Origin of the sequence: Streptomyces sp. NPDC006365 (assembly GCF_042870755.1) — a bacterium.
In the GTDB taxonomy this organism is placed as follows: Bacteria; Actinomycetota; Actinomycetes; order Streptomycetales; family Streptomycetaceae; genus Streptomyces; species Streptomyces xiangluensis.
Map to the genome: position 1 here is coordinate 684,196 of NZ_JBIAHS010000003.1, position 16,619 is coordinate 700,814.

At 70.2% G+C, this 16,619-nt stretch carries 15 protein-coding genes and 1 pseudogene; 4 read left to right on the plus strand and 12 right to left on the minus strand.

What is annotated here, in order from left to right; genetic code table 11:
- Window positions 1-25: 25 nt before the first annotated feature.
- Complete coding sequence (locus ACFYO0_RS12370; RefSeq protein ID WP_388673953.1) at window positions 26-565, minus strand: TetR/AcrR family transcriptional regulator; 540 nt, start codon at window positions 563-565, stop codon at window positions 26-28.
- Window positions 566-813: 248 nt separating this feature from the next.
- Between ACFYO0_RS12370 and ACFYO0_RS12375 the strand changes: the two genes are divergently transcribed.
- Window positions 814-1,701, plus strand: coding sequence for a helix-turn-helix domain-containing protein (locus tag ACFYO0_RS12375; protein WP_388673955.1), 888 nt, complete (start codon window positions 814-816; stop codon window positions 1,699-1,701).
- 67 nt (window positions 1,702-1,768) lie between these two features.
- Here the strand turns inward: ACFYO0_RS12375 and moaA are convergent, their stop codons facing one another.
- The 8 genes from moaA to ACFYO0_RS12415 form a co-directional block, all read right to left on the minus strand.
- Entirely contained in the window at window positions 1,769-2,758 is a 990-nt protein-coding gene (gene moaA, locus ACFYO0_RS12380; protein WP_388673957.1) for a GTP 3',8-cyclase MoaA, read from the minus strand.
- 8 nt (window positions 2,759-2,766) lie between these two features.
- Window positions 2,767-3,921, minus strand: a complete 1,155-nt coding sequence (locus ACFYO0_RS12385) for an XdhC family protein (protein WP_388673959.1) — start codon at window positions 3,919-3,921, stop codon at window positions 2,767-2,769.
- Between the two features lie 137 nt (window positions 3,922-4,058).
- Complete coding sequence (locus tag ACFYO0_RS12390; RefSeq protein ID WP_388673961.1) at window positions 4,059-6,272, minus strand: xanthine dehydrogenase family protein molybdopterin-binding subunit; 2,214 nt, start codon at window positions 6,270-6,272, stop codon at window positions 4,059-4,061.
- Complete coding sequence (locus tag ACFYO0_RS12395; RefSeq protein WP_388673963.1) at window positions 6,269-7,249, minus strand: FAD binding domain-containing protein; 981 nt, start codon at window positions 7,247-7,249, stop codon at window positions 6,269-6,271. Before ACFYO0_RS12395 ends, ACFYO0_RS12390 begins: the two co-directional genes overlap by 4 nt.
- A gap of 12 nt (window positions 7,250-7,261) precedes the next feature.
- Complete coding sequence (locus ACFYO0_RS12400; protein ID WP_388673965.1) at window positions 7,262-7,903, minus strand: (2Fe-2S)-binding protein; 642 nt, start codon at window positions 7,901-7,903, stop codon at window positions 7,262-7,264.
- A gap of 1,105 nt (window positions 7,904-9,008) precedes the next feature.
- Entirely contained in the window at window positions 9,009-9,260 is a 252-nt protein-coding gene (locus ACFYO0_RS12405) for a hypothetical protein (protein ID WP_388673967.1), read from the minus strand.
- A 368-nt stretch (window positions 9,261-9,628) separates the two neighbouring features.
- Entirely contained in the window at window positions 9,629-10,288 is a 660-nt protein-coding gene (locus ACFYO0_RS12410; protein WP_388673969.1) for a response regulator, read from the minus strand.
- Entirely contained in the window at window positions 10,285-10,758 is a 474-nt protein-coding gene (locus ACFYO0_RS12415) for a sensor histidine kinase (RefSeq protein ID WP_388673971.1), read from the minus strand. The genes ACFYO0_RS12410 and ACFYO0_RS12415 overlap by 4 nt, the downstream gene beginning before the upstream one ends.
- A gap of 28 nt (window positions 10,759-10,786) precedes the next feature.
- Between ACFYO0_RS12415 and ACFYO0_RS12420 the strand changes: the two genes are divergently transcribed.
- Window positions 10,787-11,092 carry a snapalysin family zinc-dependent metalloprotease gene (locus tag ACFYO0_RS12420; RefSeq protein WP_388673973.1) on the plus strand — a complete coding sequence of 102 codons (306 nt, stop codon included), beginning with the start codon at window positions 10,787-10,789 and terminating at the stop codon, window positions 11,090-11,092.
- Window positions 11,093-12,087: 995 nt separating this feature from the next.
- Window positions 12,088-13,446, plus strand: a complete 1,359-nt coding sequence (locus ACFYO0_RS12425; RefSeq protein WP_388673975.1) for a lipase family protein — start codon at window positions 12,088-12,090, stop codon at window positions 13,444-13,446.
- A 79-nt stretch (window positions 13,447-13,525) separates the two neighbouring features.
- Here ACFYO0_RS12425 and ACFYO0_RS12430 read toward each other — a convergent pair whose 3' ends face one another.
- Together ACFYO0_RS12430 and ACFYO0_RS12435 are read right to left on the minus strand one after the other, a co-directional pair.
- Window positions 13,526-14,050: an extracellular solute-binding protein gene (locus ACFYO0_RS12430; protein ID WP_388673977.1), complete on the minus strand. Its 525-nt coding sequence runs from the start codon at window positions 14,048-14,050 to the stop codon at window positions 13,526-13,528.
- Window positions 14,051-14,119: 69 nt separating this feature from the next.
- Window positions 14,120-15,190, minus strand: coding sequence for an IS630 family transposase (locus ACFYO0_RS12435; RefSeq protein ID WP_388674258.1), 1,071 nt, complete (start codon window positions 15,188-15,190; stop codon window positions 14,120-14,122).
- Window positions 15,191-15,302: 112 nt separating this feature from the next.
- Between ACFYO0_RS12435 and ACFYO0_RS12440 the strand changes: the two are divergent.
- A pseudogene (locus ACFYO0_RS12440) lies at window positions 15,303-15,703 on the plus strand (DNA-binding response regulator); the annotation flags it as partial.
- Between the two features lie 375 nt (window positions 15,704-16,078).
- Here the strand turns inward: ACFYO0_RS12440 and ACFYO0_RS12445 are convergent.
- The gene (locus tag ACFYO0_RS12445; protein ID WP_388673979.1) at window positions 16,079-16,243 is read right to left on the minus strand and encodes an integrase; all 165 of its coding nucleotides are present in this window, start codon (window positions 16,241-16,243) and stop codon (window positions 16,079-16,081) included.
- Window positions 16,244-16,619: the final 376 nt, after the last annotated feature.

Consider the following 16,619-nt stretch of genomic DNA (forward strand, 5'->3'; position numbering starts at 1 on the left):
CGCGACGGAGCGCAGGGCCGGGCTGCTACGCCAACGCGCCCATGGCCCGGTCAAGCAGCACGGCCAGCGGGACAGTGCCCTCACAGGCCACCCAGGCCGTGGAGGCTGCGTCCAGGCAGGCGAGCGCGGCGCCGACCAGTGCGCTCGGCCTCGTGTCCTCGGGCCGGTCGGGGTCGGCCCCCAGCCGCCGCGCGAGCTCCGGCACCAGCAGCTTCTTCCAGCTCAGCTGCTTCTCATGATGCCGGGCACGCAGGGACGGGGTCTCCTGGAGCATGCGCAGACAGCTGAGCACCTGCTCGGGCGGCGCGGACTCGTTGATCCGCGTGAGGACGTCGAGGGCCCGGCGCAGCGCCTCCCAGGGCTGCTCGTCGTCGGGGCGGGCGGCGAGCTCCGCCGCGATCCGCCGGCCGGACTCCTCCAGGTGCCCCAGAACGATGTCTTCCTTGGTGCCGAAGTACCTGAACAGGCTGGCGCGGTGCCGCCTCGACGGTCTCCGCGAAGACCAACTGCTCGGCGAGTTCGTGCAGGTCGACACCGGAGGGGTCGCGCCCCTCTCACCGACCACCGCACTCGTTCCTGGAGGCGGACACGCGTTGACGGTGGAACGGATACGGCCGCGCCTTCCCCGTCTGCGGGAGCAGGTCTTGCTCGCCGACCGGCTCACCGAGGTTCGCGGCACAGCCCCAGTACCGCTGCCACGGGCCGCGAAGAAACTGCATTTCCCATTGAAACCGCGTATCAATGTGACTCGTAGACCCGATGTCGTAGGCTGATCCGCAGCAGCGAGGCACATATGGCAAGCGGGGGACAGAGATGTCTTCAGATGTGGCGCCTGGTGACCAGGGGACATCCGGACTCGACCGGCGTAGCGAGTTGAAGGAGTTCCTGCGCTCGCGCAGGGCCCGGCTCAAGCCCGAGGACGTGGGTCTGCCCTCGTACGGGCGGCGGCGGGTTCCCGGATTGCGGCGCGAGGAGCTGGCTCAGCTGGCGGGGGTGTCGTACGCGTACTACGCGCGCCTGGAGCAGGGATACGGCGAGACGATGTCGGCCGAGGTGCTGGACGCCGTCGCCCGCGCCCTGCACCTGACCGCGGAGGAACGGGAGCATCTGGTCCGGCTGGCACAGCCCGAGCGGCAGAGCGCGACGCAGGCCATGCCCCCAGAGCAGCGACTACGGCCCAGCGTGCAGCACCTGCTCGACGCGCTCGGGGTGCCCGCCTACGTCGTCGACCGCCGCCTGAACATCCTCGGGTGGAACAGGCTCGCCACCGCGGTCTTCGGGGACTGGGGCCTGTTGCCACCCGAGGAGCGCAATGCGGCCCGGCTGGCCTTCCTCTCGGCCGAGGCGCGCGAGAAGTTCGCCGATCCGGACAGCGCTGCTCTGAGAATCACGAGAGCGTTGCGTATGAACGCCGGCAAGAGCCCCGGGGACCCGCACTTCTCGTCGCTGATCCAGGAGTTGTGGCAGAAGAGCCCGGTTTTCCGGGAGCTGTGGGCACGGCACGAGGTGAGCTGCGGGCCCGTCGGTGAGACCGTGCGGGTGCGGCACCCGCTGGTGGGAGAGTTCGACCTCGTCCACGAACCCATGGCGCTGCCCGGGGGCGCCCCCATGCGGCTGGTCACCTACCACGCCGAGCCCGGCTCCCGCTCGGAGGAAGCCCTGCGGATGCTGACCAGTTGGGAGATGGAGCCGCTGCGCTGAGACGTGGGCCCCGCCAGAGCCTGTGCCGGCATCACGCGCCGGCCCATTCATCGGTCCCGTCCGAGCGTCAGCCGCCGATGGCCGACATCGGCCTCTCGGGCTGCACGAACGTCGGGTCGTCCAGGCCCGCTCCCGCCTTCTTGCCCCACATCGCCAGGCGCCAGATGCGGGCGATCTCCTCGTCCGGGGCGCCCGAGCGCAGGGCGGCGCGCAGGTCCGTCTCCTCCTGGGCGAACAGGCAGGTGCGGACCTGGCCGTCGGCGGTGAGGCGGGTGCGGTCGCAGGCCGCGCAGAACGGTCGGGTGACCGAGGCGATGACGCCGACGACATGCGGTCCGCCGTCGACCAGCCAGCGCTCCGCGGGGGCCGAGCCGCGCTTGTCCTCGCCCTCGGCGGTCAGTTCGAAGCGCGTGCGCAGGGAGGTCAGGATGTCCCCGGCGGTGATCATGCCGTCGCGTTTCCAGCCGTGCTGGGCGTCCAGGGGCATCTGCTCGATGAAGCGCAGTTCGTAGTCGTGCTCCACGGCCCAGGCCAGGAGGTCCGGGGCCTCGTGGGCGTTGAGGCCGGGCATCAGGACCGAGTTGACCTTGACCGGGGTCAGGCCCGCGTCACGGGCCGCGTACAGGCCTTCGATGACGTCCTTGTGGCGGTCGCGGCGGGTGAGGGTCTTGAAGACGTCCGGGCGGAGCGTGTCGAGGGAGACGTTGACCCGGTCCAGGCCTGCCGCCTTCAGGGCCGCCGCCGTGCGCTTGAGGCCGATGCCGTTGGTCGTCAACGACATCTGGGGGCGGGGGTCCAGCGCCGCGACGCGCTCCACGATACCGACCAGGCCGGGACGCAGCAGGGGCTCGCCGCCGGTGAAGCGCACTTCCTCGATGCCGAGGGAGGTGACCGCTATGTCGATCAGGCGGACGATCTCGTCGTCCGTCAGCAGGTCGGGCTTGGCCAGCCACTGCAGGCCCTCCTCGGGCATGCAGTACGTGCAGCGCAGGTTGCACCGGTCGGTCAGTGAGACCCTCAGGTCGGTGGCCACCCGGCCGTAGGTGTCGATGAGCACGTGGGGCCTCATACGGCCAGGAGCTCGGCCGGTGCCGACACCTGGGCCACGGGGACGGAACCGTGGATGGGACCGGGGACGCGGGACAGGGGCAGACCGGTGCCGTTGTGGGTGTGGGCGATGATCTCGGCGGTGATGGAGATCGCTGTCTCTTCGGGGGTGTGGGCGCCGAGGTCGAGTCCGATCGGTGAACGCAGGAGCGCGAGGTGCTCTTCGGGCACACCGACCTCGCGCAGGCTTTCCAGGCGGTGTTCGTGGGTGCGTCGGGAGCCCATCGCGCCGATGTAGCCGACCGGGAGGCGGAGGGCCAAGCGGAGCAGAGGAATGTCGAACTTGGCGTCGTGGGTGAGGACGCAGACAGCCGTACGGGAGTCCACGGACGCACGCTCCAGGTAGCGGTGCGGCCAGTCGGCGACGACCTCGTCCGCGTACGGGAAGCGCTCCGGGGTGGCGAAGACGGGGCGGGCGTCGCAGACGGTGACCCGGTAGCCGAGGAAGCGTCCGGCCTGGCTGAGGGCGGCGGCGAAGTCGACAGCGCCGAAGATCAGCATGCGGGGCGGCGGCGCGTGGGTGTGGACCAGGAGCGTCAGCTTCTCCGGGCAGGTGTCGGCGTCCCCGCCGACCTGGACGCGGCCGGTCCGGCCCGCCCGCAGCAGCGCGCGGGCCTGGGTGGCGACCGTACGGTCCGTCGGCTGACTGCCCAGTGTGCCGTCGTACGTACTGCCGCCCCCGAAGACGGACAGGGTGCGGCCGAGAGCGCGCTGCGGCCCGTCGATCACCTGGGCCATGGAGACGGGCACACCGGCCAGTACCTGTTCCAGGGCGGTGGTGAGGTGGCGCTGGTCGGCGGGGTCGATCCGCTGTACCAGGACCTCCAGTTCGCCTCCGCAGGTCAGGCCCACGGCGAAGGCATCGTCGTCGGAGTAGCCGAACGAGGCCCGGATGGGGGGTTCGCCCGACTCCAGGACCTGTAGGCACAGCTCATAGACGGCGCCTTCGACACATCCTCCGGAGATGCCGCCGACCGCTTCGCCGTCGGTGTCAACGGCCAGTGAGGTGCCGGGTGGCAGAGGTGCACTGCCACTGACCTGGATGACGGTGGCGAGGGCGAAAGGGCGGGCCTCGCGGCACCAGCGGTACAACGTGTCCGCGATGTTCAGCATGAGTGGGTCTCCTGGAGGAGGTGGGAGCCCGCCGCCGCACCGGCTTGGGGGGATGGCGAGGCGCGGCGGCGGGCCGATCGGAGGGACGGATCTCAGGGCCCCGGCCGGATGGCGGAGACTCCTTTGCCGCCCCGGGCTCACAACAGGGCTTCGGCGGTGATGGGCAGCTCGCGGGCGCGCCGTCCGGTGGCGTTGAAGACGGCGTTGGCGATGGCCGGCCCCACGCCGATGGCCACGATCTCACCGAGGCCCTTCACACCGATGGGGTCGGCATGACGGTCCTCCCCGTCCAGATAGACCGCCTGCAGGTCGGGGACGTCGGCGTTGACGGGCACGAGGTAGTCGGCGAGGTTGGCGTTGACGATCCGGCCGTCGCGGTGGTCGGTGACCGTGTGCTCCAGCAGCGCCCCGCCGATACCACCCGCCATGCCGCCGAGGGCCTGGCTGTCGGCGAGCTTGGGGCTGATGACCCGTCCGACGTCGTAGACGCCGAGCATCCGCCGCATCCGCACCAGGCCCAGCCGCCGGTCGACGGCCACCTCGGCGAACACCGCGCTGTAGGCGTACATGGAGAACCGGTCGTCCCCGGTCGGGGCGAAGGTCCCGGTCACCTCCAGGTGCGTACGGCCGTTGCGGGCCAGCAACTGCCGGTAGGTCTCCCCGCGCGCCGGGTCGGCGGCCACATGCAGCCGTCCGCCGCGGACGACGACGTCGGCGGCGTCGACGCCGTGCAGCGGCGACCGCTCGTCCTCGACGGCGAGCTTGATCGCCTCCTGCCGCAGCTTGTCGCAGCCGTCCTGGACCGCGGAGCCGACCCCAGCCATGGTCTGCGAGCCGCCGTGCGGCGGGGACGCCGGGAAGGAGGAGTCGCCGAGTTGGAAGCGGACGGTGCGCATGGTCAGGCCCAGGGCGTCCGCGGCGAGCTGCGTCACGGAGGTGTACGTGCCGGGGCCCATATCGCTGGTCGACGCCTGCACCAGGGCGGTGCCGTCGGCGTCCAGCCGCACGCGTGCCTCGGACCGCATGCGCAGGGTGTCGTAGACACCGCTGGCCATGCCCATGCCGATCAGCCAGTCGCCGTCCCGCCGGGAGCGCGGTCTGGGATTGCGCCGATGCCAGTCGAACTCGCGGGCGCCGACCCGCAGACACTCACGCAGCCGCCGGGTGGAGAACGGCAGACCGCTTGCGGGGTCTTCCTCCGGTTCGTTGCGCAGCCGCAGTTCGACCGGATCGACGCCGAGCTCGTACGCGAGTTCGTCCAGGGCCGACTCCATGGCGAAGACGCCTGTGGAGTAGCCGGGACCCCGCATGAACGTCGGTGTGTTCACGTCCAGCGGCACGGTCCGGTACGCCTGGCGTACGTGGGGCGTGGCGTAGTGCATCTGCCCCGGCACCAGCACGCCCTCGCCGTAGTTCTCGTACGTCGACGTCTCGGCCCGCACACGGTGAACGGCCGCGGTCAGGCGTCCGCCGCGGGTGCTGCCCAACTGCAGCCGGTACTCGTAGGCGGGCCGGAACCCCACCCCGTAGTACAGCTGCTCGCGGGTCAGGACGAGCTTGACCGGGCGGCGGAACTCCCGGGCGGCGAGGGCCGCGAGGGCGGAGTGCGGCCAGGTGCGCAGCGCGTTGCCGAACGCGCCGCCGACGAACGGCGAGATCACGCGCACGTTCTGCGCCGGAATGCCGAATACGGCGGCGAGTTCGTCCCGCGCTCCCAGCGTCCACTGGGTCTTGTCCCAGACGGTGAGCCTCTCGCCGTCCCAGCGGGCGACGGTGGCGTGCAGCTCCATCGCGTTGTGGTGGTTGCGGGCGAGCCGGTAGGTGCCCTCCAGCCTCACCTCCGCCGAGGCCAGCGCCTCTTCGGGGTTGCCGCGCGCGTAGTTCTGCTGGGGCTGGGGCTCGTTATCCGGGACTCCGGGTGCCGTCAGGTCGGTCGAGGGCCGCTCGGCGTCGTAGGAGACCTTCACCAGGTCCGCGGCGTGCTGTGCGGCCTCCAGTGTGCGGGCGACGACCACGGCGACGGGCTGTCCGAAGAAGCGGACCTTGTCGTCCTGGAAGACGTGCAGCCGTTCGCCGACGAACGGGTCCAGCCAGACGCCCTGGTTCTCGCGGTAGGCCAGCTCGGGTTTGTCGAGGTGGCTGAGTACGCCCAGGACGCCTGGCTGGGCGTTCGCGGCGCGGGTGTCGATGCCGGTGATACGGCCGCGCGCGACACGGCTGTCGACGACGACGGCGTGCACCGCCCCGTCGGGGACGTGGTCGGCGGCGTACTTGGCCTGGCCGGTCACCTTCAGCCGCCCGTCCACCCGGGACAGCGGCGCTCCGACGGCTGCCTGTGGCTGCGGGCTCACTTGCCACCTCCTACGACGCGCAGTTGGCGCTCAACGGTCCGTTTGAGCAACTCGACCTTGAAGCGGTTGTGCTGGAGGGGCCGGGCTCCGGCCGCCGCTCGCTCGGCGACCGTGGTCCACAGGGCGTCGGACGGCCGCCGCCCGATCAGTTCTCGCTCGACGGCGTGCAGTTTCCAGGGCACGGTGCCCACGCCTCCGGCGGCCACCTTCGCCTCGCGGATCACCCCGGCGCGGATGTGCAGGGCGACGGCCGCCGAGGTGAGCGCGAACTCGTACGACTGCCGGTCACGCACCTTCAGGTAACCCGACCTGAGCGGACGCGGAAGGGCCGGAATCTCGACAGTCGTGATCAACTCGCCCCGGCGCAGGGCTTGTTCGCGGTTGGGTGTGCTGCCCGGCCGGAGCAGGAAGTCGGCGAAGGGCACGCTGCGCTCACCGTCCGGGCCGAGTACGACCACGGCCGCCTCCAGTGCGGCGAAGACCACGGCGACATCGGAGGGGTGGGTGGCCACGCAGTCGTCGGAGGTGCCGAGGATCGCGTGGGTGCGGTTGAAACCGTCGCGCGCCGCACAACCGGAGCCCGGCTCCCGCTTGTTGCAGTCGGCGGTCACATCGCGGAAGTAGGTGCAGCGGGTGCGCTGCATGATGTTGCCGCCGATGGTCGCCATGTTGCGCAGCTGCGCCGAGGCGCTGAGCTCCAGCGCCTCGGAGATGACCGGGTACAGGGCGCGTACGCCCCGGTGGGCGGCGGCCTCGGACATCCGCACCAGGGCGCCGATACGCAGGCCCCCGCGCCGGGTGACCACGATCTCGCGCAGGGGCAGGGCGCTGATGTCGACCAGGGTGCGGGGACGTTCGACGGTCTCACGCATCAGGTCGACGAGTGTGGTGCCGCCGGCGATGTAACGCCCGCCGTCACGGCCGGCGTCGAGGGCCTGCCGGGTGGTGGCGGCCCTGGTGTAGGAGAAGGGGTGCATGGAGACCGTGCCTCATTTCCCGTGCGCGGTCTGCTCGACCGCCCGCACGATCTTCACGTAGCAGCCGCAGCGGCAGATGTTGCCGCTCATGAACTCCCGGATCTCCTCCGGCGAGCCGGTGTGCCCCTCCTGGATGCAGCCGACGCCGGACATGATCTGTCCCGGGGTGCAGTAGCCGCACTGGAAGGCGTCCTGGTCGATGAACGCCTGCTGGAGCGGGTGCAGCCGTTCGCCCTTCGCCAAGCCCTCGATGGTGGTGACCTCGGCGCCCTCCAGCCGCACCGCCAGCGTCAGGCAGGAGTTGACCCGGCGACCGTCGACCAGGACGGTGCAGGCACCGCAGGCACCGGCATTGCAGCCCTTCTTCGAGCCGGTCAGCTCCAGGTGCTCACGCAGCAGATCCAGCAGCGAGGTGCGGTTGTCGACCGTGATGGTGCGGCGCTCGCCGTTGACGGTCAGGGTGACGCGACTGCTGGGCGACGCATCAGCGGCGTCCGCGCGCTCGGCGCCGAGCACAGACGATTCGGCTATGAGGCCGCCCGCCACGACCGCACCGCCCACGACGGTGGTGGTCGCGATGAACGTGCGCCTGGACGGGTCGGACGAAGTCGCCTCGGGAGGTCCCTCGGGTGGAGCGACTGTTGACTCGGACATGTCCACTCTCTCGGTCGGCGTAGGACGGGTGGTGGTAAGCAGTGGTGCCACGACCGACTGCGCGGCGGAAGCCGTGTCGGAGTCGGGCCGTGTGCAGCTGCCCGGACGGCGTGCGGGTGGCGCGTCCCGGGCGAAGAACGTCTTGGTCCGCGCCAGCGCGTCGGTGTCCTGCAACACGTCGCCCGTTGCCGTTGTCGTACAGGACGCCACCGAAGGTCATCATGGTCATGGCCGGGCGCACCCTGTGGGCTGTCACAGCCTCCGCGGGTGAGCAGCCCAGGAGCGCCGAACTGTTCTGCATCCTCGACAACTTGGCCGCGTAGCCGCGGGCGATCACGATGCCGGTCGTGGCGAGGGTGGCCTCGAAGAGCGGCGCGTGGCTGCTGCCCTCCTCGGGCCGCGTGGTGTGCCCCGCGCCGTGCCGTGCCGTGCCATGCCGCAGATCGTCGTCGGGACGCGGATGCTCGGCGAGCGAGATCCACTGCTGCTCGTTTCCGCGGGCGGCTGGGCGGCGGTCCGGCGCGCGAACAACTCGCTGTCCCCGTTGCGGCGATGGCTGCCGAGGACGAAGAGGAAACGGCGGGACAAGGGGATCTCCTGGGTGGGGGGCGTGGGCGACCGCTGGTGTGACCGGTCCCGCCGGACGGCGTCGTGGCTGCCACGTCCCGGGCGGCGCCGGTCGGGCCGGCGTCTCGGGACACGGTTCGCGCCGCGGCGGACGAGGCCGACCATCGGCCCGGAGGAGTCCGGCGGTCAGGAGGTGAACACGATCGGCAACCGCCTCACCGGACCAGCGGTGCGGTACGGCATCCACTCTGCGGTATTCGGCGGTGGACAACGAGCAGACGCTTTTGGGACGACGCGGGTACGTACCACTGCCGTTGGTACGTCTGGCAGTAGCAGGCAGAGCGGCCCGGCCGCCGCCCGAGGTCGTCATGCCGGCACGGTGACCGTACGGTCCGCGTACGGCCACCATGTCCTGAGTCGGGTGACGGAAGGGAAGAGCAGGGGAGACTACGGAGTGACGGTCAGCAGGGCGCTGCCGGCCGTTTCGGCGCCATCGCTGTACCCGACCGGGCCGGGACACGTGTGTCCGGTCGGGAGGTCACGCCAAGGGACGGTGACGTCGGCGGTGCCGCCCAGGGCCACCCGCTGTTCGACCGGGGTGACGGTGGGCGGCCGGGCGGGAGTCCTGGCCGATCAGCCAGGTGTACGGCGTGTACGTCTGGCCGGTGGCGCCATCCGGCAGGCCGAACTGGTCGACGTACACCTCGTACGTGCCCGGCTCGGTGAGGTCGACGTACTCCTCGCTGCCGCCGGTGGGGGACGAGAGCAGGGTGCCGTCCTCGTCGAACACCTACAGGGCCATATCACTCCCGGGGTGGTCGGACGAGTGGATCGCGACACGGGCCTGTGCGGTGCCTCGGCAACGGTGAGGTACGGGCCGCCGAAGCCGGGCGCCGGGACAGCGCTGTGGTGACGCTGGCGGTCGAGGTGCCCGTCAGGGGGCCGGTCCTGGCCGTCCGGGCCCTGGCCGGTGCCGGGCTTTCGGTGATCGCCCGGACGCCGGCCGGGGCGGCAGAGCGCAGATGACATGACCGCGAGGCACGGCGGTGGGACGGATGGCACGCAAACCCCTTGGACGGCCGTCTTCTGCATCGCCTGGCTCGTGGCTTGTGATGCTCCGATGCAGGTGCCCGCACAGGTAACGGCTGTGCAGCCGCCCTATCGCTCCCGGACCATCCCGGTCTCCCACGCCCAGGCGGCGATCTCGACCCGGTTACGGGCGTCGATCTTCTGCTGGATGTTGGCCAGGTGCGTCTTGACGGTGGACAGGGAGATCACCAGTTGCTCGCAGATCTCCTGATTGGTGCGGCCCACGGCGACCAGCCGGGCCACATCCAGTTCCCGCTCGGTCAAAGGGCAGGCGACATCCGGCTCGGGACGCGTGGCGGACAGTTCCTTCAACAGCCGGACGGTGACGGCCGGCGAGACCAGCGCATCCCCGCGGGCGGCGGCCCGCACCGCCTCGGTCAGCAGCGTGGGCGGGGCGTCCTTCAGCAGGAAGCCGCACGCCCCGTTGCGCAACGCGGTGTGCACGTAGTCGTCCTGGTCGAACGTGGTGATCACGACCACCCGCATCGGACTGTGGACCCCGGGTCCTGCCAACGCCCGGGTGACGTCCAGACCGTCCAGTTTCGGCATCCGGATGTCGACCAGGCACACGTCCGGCCGCAGGCGGCGGGCGAGTTCCACGCAGGCGGCGCCGTCGGCGGCCTCGCCGACCACTTTGATGCCGGGCTGGGCATCGAGGATCAGCCGGAAGCCCATGCGGACCATCTCCTGGTCGTCCGCGATCAGTACGCGGATCGCCGTGTCGTTCACGCCGGTGTTCCTGCCACAGCGACCAGCACCGGGAAGGCAGCGGTAACTCGCCAGCCACCGTCGTCGGTGGGGACGGCGGTCAGGGCGCCTTCCACCGCTTCAACGCGCTCGCGCAGACCGACCAGCCCGAAGCCGCCCTGTCCGCCGACCGGGACGGCATGACGTGCGGCCGGTGCCGTGTTGTGCACCTCGACCCGCAGCCTGGACCCGTCGACGTCGACCCGTACGGCCACGGCGGCACCGGGCGCGTGCCGGCGCACGTTGGTCAGGGCCTCCTGCACGACTCGGTGTACGGACGTCTCCACCTCGGGGGCGAGCCGCACCTCGCGGGCCGCCGCGGCGACGTGCAGCTGGACGTCCGCATGGTCCGCGGCGAACGCCGAGACCAGACGGGAGAGTTCGCTCCACACCTGCCCCGGCCGGATGCTGTGGTGGTCGTCCTCGCGCAGGACCCGCACCAGGCTGCGCATCGAGTCCAGCGCCTCCGAACCGGACCGGGTGGGAGTCCAGTCCCACGTCAACATCAAGGGCGCCGGACGGGGCTGGGTGTACCTCGAAGTCGGGGACGCCCAGCTGTACAAGCCTTCTCGCATCGTCGTCCACGAGCTGGGCCACATCCTGTCGCTTCCCGACCTCGGCCCGGGCAGCCCCTGCTCCAAGGTGATGTCAGGCGCCTGGGGCGGATCCGACTGCGTCAACACTCAGCCCGACGCCGAGGAGAGGGCCGCCATCGCAGACTTCTTCGCCGCCAACGACGTCGGCGACCGAGTCCCCTGGTGGGGGTCGTCAGTCGCTGCACGGTAGGGCGAGTTGTCATCAGGCCTCCGACCTGCACGGAGGCCATCTGCCACCGCCGTAGCTGGGTTTTGGCCGTGCGTGACCGATCCCCGCCCGAGGAATAGCAGTCCCACACCCTGGCCGCAGGCGGAGTGGGCCCGCTCTCAGTCGCCGCGCACGGAACGGCGGCTGAGGGTGTCCCGGATCCGCGGTGCCTCCCCGTCCGCCGGGCAGTGGTGGCCGTGACCCCGACGCCGACCGCGGCCCTTGGGCCGGTGCGGCGGTGGACGGACACACTCCAGGCGCCACGTGGCGCCGTCGACCCGCACCGCAGGCGCCGCCGAGGCCCGACGGATCACCGTTCGCGGCACCTTGGGCACGGCAGACGGGTTGAGCTGGTCGGGCGAGTTGCCTGTAGTCCACTCCCAAGCGTGGACAAGGTCAAGCTCTCGCGGTCGCTGACCGCCGGACAGGTCTTCGGCACCACCAAGGCGCCGGGTGTCGCATGGCCATCTGGCCATCCCCCTTCCGTGAGCTTCCGTCCACTCCTGCGTGCGGTCGGACCACCGTGGCCGCCGCACGCAGGAACCGAGTCGTCGAGCTCGGGCCCAGACCAATCCAAAGGCGGCCGCGGACGGGCCATGGCTCGCACAGTGGGATGCTCCAGCTGTCTCCCGCAGCAGTAGCCAGACGGTCTCCGCGAGAACGCAGCAGAAGCGATGCCGCAGGTGGCGTCGGAGCTGGTCGCCGCCGTGGTCAGCATGCCTGCAAGGCAACGGGATTGATGGCCAGGATCCGCGGCCACTGTGCCGTGTCACGGCTGTACAGGAGGGCGGGACTCCCGACGGTTCGGAGCCCGTCTTCCCGCGGTGCCGGCGAGGAAGCGCGCGACCCACTCGCCACGCCGTGTGCTTGCTTCGGCAAACGGTTACCGGAACGCAACCACAGTGACGTTACCGGCGGTAACTAACAATGCTAGTTTTTCGCGCAACCACGCACCGCAGCAGCACGAGGAGTGAGCTGTGAGCCGTTTCCGAAGCCGTCCGCGTTCCACCTCCAACCGTCTGGCCGCCGCCTCGCTCGCCACAGTGGCCTGCGTCTGTGTCTGCGCGACCACAGCCGACGCCACCGCGACCGATGCCGAACCCGTCGTGTCCCGGGGCGTCAGCATCCCGGCCTTCTACACCCCGCCCCGCCAACTGCCCTCCGCCAACGGTGCCTTGATCCGGCACGAGCCCCTCCCCCTGGGGCTCTCACTGCCCGGCCTCGACGGCCGTCCCCTGCCGGGCACCGCGACCCGGCTCATGTACAAGTCCACCGACTCCGACGGCCAGGCCGTCGCGGTGACCGGCGCCTACATCGAGCCGTCGGCGAAGTGGCAGGGCGACGGGCCCCGCCCGCTGGTGGCGGTGGCCTCGGGGACCATGGGCCAGGGCGACCAGTGCGCGCCCTCGTTGGCACTGCAGCACCCCCTCACCGTCAGCGGACAGACCCTGTCCGTCGGCTACGACAACCTGGCGATCTACCGTCTCCTCGCCGGCGGAGCGGCCGTCGTCGTCAGCGACTACGTCGGCCTGGGCACCACCGACCGTCTGCACACCTACGTCAACCGCCTGGACGAGGGGCACGCGGTGCTGGACGCCGTCCGTGCGGCGCGCGCTCTCCCGGGCACGTCCCTCACGTCCGGCTCCCGCGTCGGCCTGTACGGGTACAGCGAGGGCGGCGGAGCCACCGCCTCCGCGGCCGAACTCCAGCCCACCTACGCTCCCGACGTCCACCTGGCCGGCACCTACGCGGGCGCGCCGCCCGCCGACCTGACCGCCGTCATGAAGGGAATCGACGGCAGCGTTCTGGCCGCGGCCCTGGGCTGGGCGATCAACGGCTTCGTCCAGGCCTACCCCGACATGCGGGACGCCGCCGAGGCGAACCTCAACGACGCCGGGCGCAAGGCCCTCGCCGACACGTCGACCATGTGCGTCGGCGACGCGCTGCTCGGCTACGGCTTTTCACGGAGCAGCGCCTGGACGAACAGCGGCAAGTCCGTCGCCGAGATCATCGCCGCCGATCCGCGCTCGCAGGCCATCCTCGACAAACAGCGCATCGGGACGCTCAAGCCGAGCGGCCCGGTGCGGGTGGCCACCGGCATCAAGGACGACATCGTTCCGCACGCCCAGGCCCGTCAACTGGCCGTGGACTGGTGCCGCAAGGGCGGCGAGGTCACCTACAAGGCGGTCGATCTGCCCAACCTCGGTGACAAGATCCTCACCAACCACCTCGCCCCCCTCATCACCGACCAGCAAGCGGCGATCTCCTGGCTCACCGACCGCCTGAAGGGCAAGCCGACCACGTCCAACTGCTCGACGATCCCCTTCCAGCGCTGATGCTGCTTGGATGAAGATCAGTACACAAGTGATCGACTACCCCATCAGCCGGAAACCTCCTGGGGCGGACGCGTTTGCATCAGCGGCCGGGGTGCAGGCCGAGTCGGCCCGGGGACGGCGCGCCGCTCACCTCTCCCACGTAGAGGGTGAGTTGCTGCCTGAAGCGCTCGACGAGGGCACGGTCGGCCATGAAGTGCTCGAAGCCGTCGAGGTGGGCGTTGGGGTAGTCCCAGATGTGCCCGTAGCCCGTGTGTGGGGCCACGTCGGTGCGGACGGACCACATGTAGAAGTCGGACTGGGTCTGCTTCGACAGCCACCAGTTCAGGTACAGCTTGGCCGCGGCGGGGTTGCCGGCGTTCTTGAAGATGGCGGCCCGCTGGGCCCAGGCCATGAACGGGTCGCGCTCGGGCAGGACGAAGCGGGTCTTCACGTCGTCGGCCGGGGTGAGCATCCCGTCCGTGCCGAGAGCGACGGCGGCGGTGCCTGCCTCGACCCGGTCGGCGGGTTCCTGCGTGCCGCGTACCCATACCACGTCCTGGGCTGCGAAGCGGCGCAACCAGTCCCAGCCGTACTTGTCGATGATGAGCTTGTACAGGTACAGCACCGCGTCGTCGTCGTTCGGGAAGGTGGAGGGGTCAGGGTTCTCGTCCTGACCACGTTCGAGGAGGACGAGCTAGTGTCCTGGTCCGGAGATCCTGTCGCAGTAGCGGCAGATCCGGTCGATGATCTGGTCGGCGGTCTTGGTCCACTTGAACGGCCGGGCGTCCTCGTTCCAGGTCTTGATCCAGTCTTCGAGCGCAGTCTTGAGTTCGTCGAGGGAGCAGAACACGCCGCGTTCGAGGCAGCGCCGTTCCAGTTCGGCGAACCACCGCTCGGCCTGGTTGATCCATGACGAGTACGTGGGCGTGAAATGCAGCTCGAAGCGGGGGTGCGCGAGCAGCCACTTGCGCACCACCGGTGCCTTGTGTGCGCAGAGGTTGTCGCAGATCACGTGGACCGCCAGGCCGGGTTCGCTCTGGCGGTCGATCTCGTCGAGGAAGTCCCGGAAGTCCACGGCCCGGTGCTGCGCGGACAGCTTCCCGATCACCTTGCCGGTGGCGGTGTTCAGGGCGGCGAACAGGTCCACGGTGCCGTGCCGCACGTAGTCGAAGCTTCGCCGCTCCGGCACCCCTGGCATCATCGGCAGCACCGGCGCCGTCCGCTCAAGGGCCTGGATCTGCGGTTTCTCGTCCACCGCGAACACCGCCGCGTTCGCCGGCGGGGCCAGATACAGTCCCACCACGTCGCGGATCTTGTCGATCAGGAGCGGGTCCGGGGAGATCTTGAAGGTCTCCGTCCGCCATGGCTGCAGCCCGAACGCCCGCCAGATCCGCAGCACGCTCGTGGGCGAGATCCCCACCCGTCTGGCCAGCTCCCGCTTCGACCAGTGCGTCGCCCCGGCCGGGACCTCCTCCAGGGTCCGCACCACCACCTCCTCCACCTGGGCATCGGTGATGGTGCGCGGCACTCCCGGGCGCGGCTCGTCACTCAGACCGCCGAGCCGGTCGCGCAGGAACCGGCCTCGCCACCGGGCCACTGTCTTACGGTCGGTCTCCAACCGTGCGGCCACCGCGGTATTGCTCAGCCCGTCGGCGCACGCGAGCACGATCCGTGCCCGTTTCGCCAAACCCTGCGCGGTTGCCCGGCGCTTGGCCCACCCCTGCAACGTCAGCCGCTCAGCATCGGATAACACCAGCGGCTCCAGCCTGCTGTCACACCAGCAGACCGCACGCCACCGGAGCTGTCAGCAGCACACCCGTGATCTGAAACAGGACACGACTCATGTGGCGAGACGCGACCTCAAGACCGGCTCACTAGTCGTCGAGTCCCTCCGGTCCGGGGCGAGCGGCTTCCTCGGCAAGGGGGTCGGACCGGAGCACCTGCTCCACGCCGTCCGCCTCGTGGCCGCCGGTGAGGCGCTGCTCTCCCCGGCAGCGACCAAGGGCCTCACCGCCCGCGTCCTCGCCCAGCCCTCCCCAGCGACCTCGTCGACACCGAGCGCCTGACCACGCTGACTCCCCGGGAACGAGAAGTGCTGACTCTGGTGGGCTCGGGCCTGGCCAATGACGAGATCGCCGAACGCCTCTTCGTCACCCCGGTCACCGTCAAGATCCATGCCAACCGCGCCATGGTCAAGCTCGGCGCCCGCGACCGGGCTCAGCTGGTCGTCATCGCCTACGAGACCGGTCTGGTACGCGCGGGAGAACGGCACGACTGAGTCACCCGCCGTTGGCCTGGGGTGCCATGTCGTACCGCAGGAATCGCACGCGAACACCACAGATCACGGACCAAGATCCGGACCAGGTGCGGACCGACTCGGCTCAGCAGCAGACGATTCCACGCTTTGCCGCAGGTCAGAAGCGCCGGTGAGTGTGTACCACTAGCAGACGAAGAATCTGCTGGTGTCGTACTCGCCGAAGAAGCCGGGCTTCTTCCAGACGCACAAAAAGGCGCCTGACCTGGACTTTCACCCATCAGGCGCCTTTCGCTCAGCCCGCTCTCGACCGAGCCCGGCTCGCGCGCCAACTCCCGCTTCCTCCCACAGCTGCACCCCTCCCGACCAGTGCTTCCGGACCAGTCACGGCCCCCCGGTTCAGCCCTCGGGTGCGTCACCTTGGCTGACGCGCTGCCACTCGTTCATGGACTGCTCGATGAGGCGGTTCGCCTGCTCCCGAACGCCGTCGAGGAACTTGGCGTAGTGGCGGAGGAGAACCTCGATGCTCTGGCCGGCGCGGCGGGCGCATTCGGCCGGGTCCACTCCGGAGCAGAGCCGGAACGAGATCCCGGCGTGCCGGAGATCGTAAGGTCACTCGGCCAGGCGAGAAGTCCGCTCAGTACGAGTCGGGGCGTGCTCCCGGGCCCGCGCCCACGTGATGCCGTAAACGGCAGCGTCCACGTAGTTGCCGGCCTGCTTCCGAAAGAGTCGGCCGTCAGGTGCCACGTCGAACCGTTTCACACGGGCACCCAGCATGCGTACGAATTGCGGCGGGAACAGGCCGCGTCACGCTTGCCGCGCGACGCTTGAGCGAGTGCACCTCATGCACCTCACCGTCGTCGGTCCAGGAGCCTCTCCCAAGGCCGGGTAGTTAGGGCCTGCAGAGAATTAACTTGCGGGTTTTGCGACTTGACTCCGC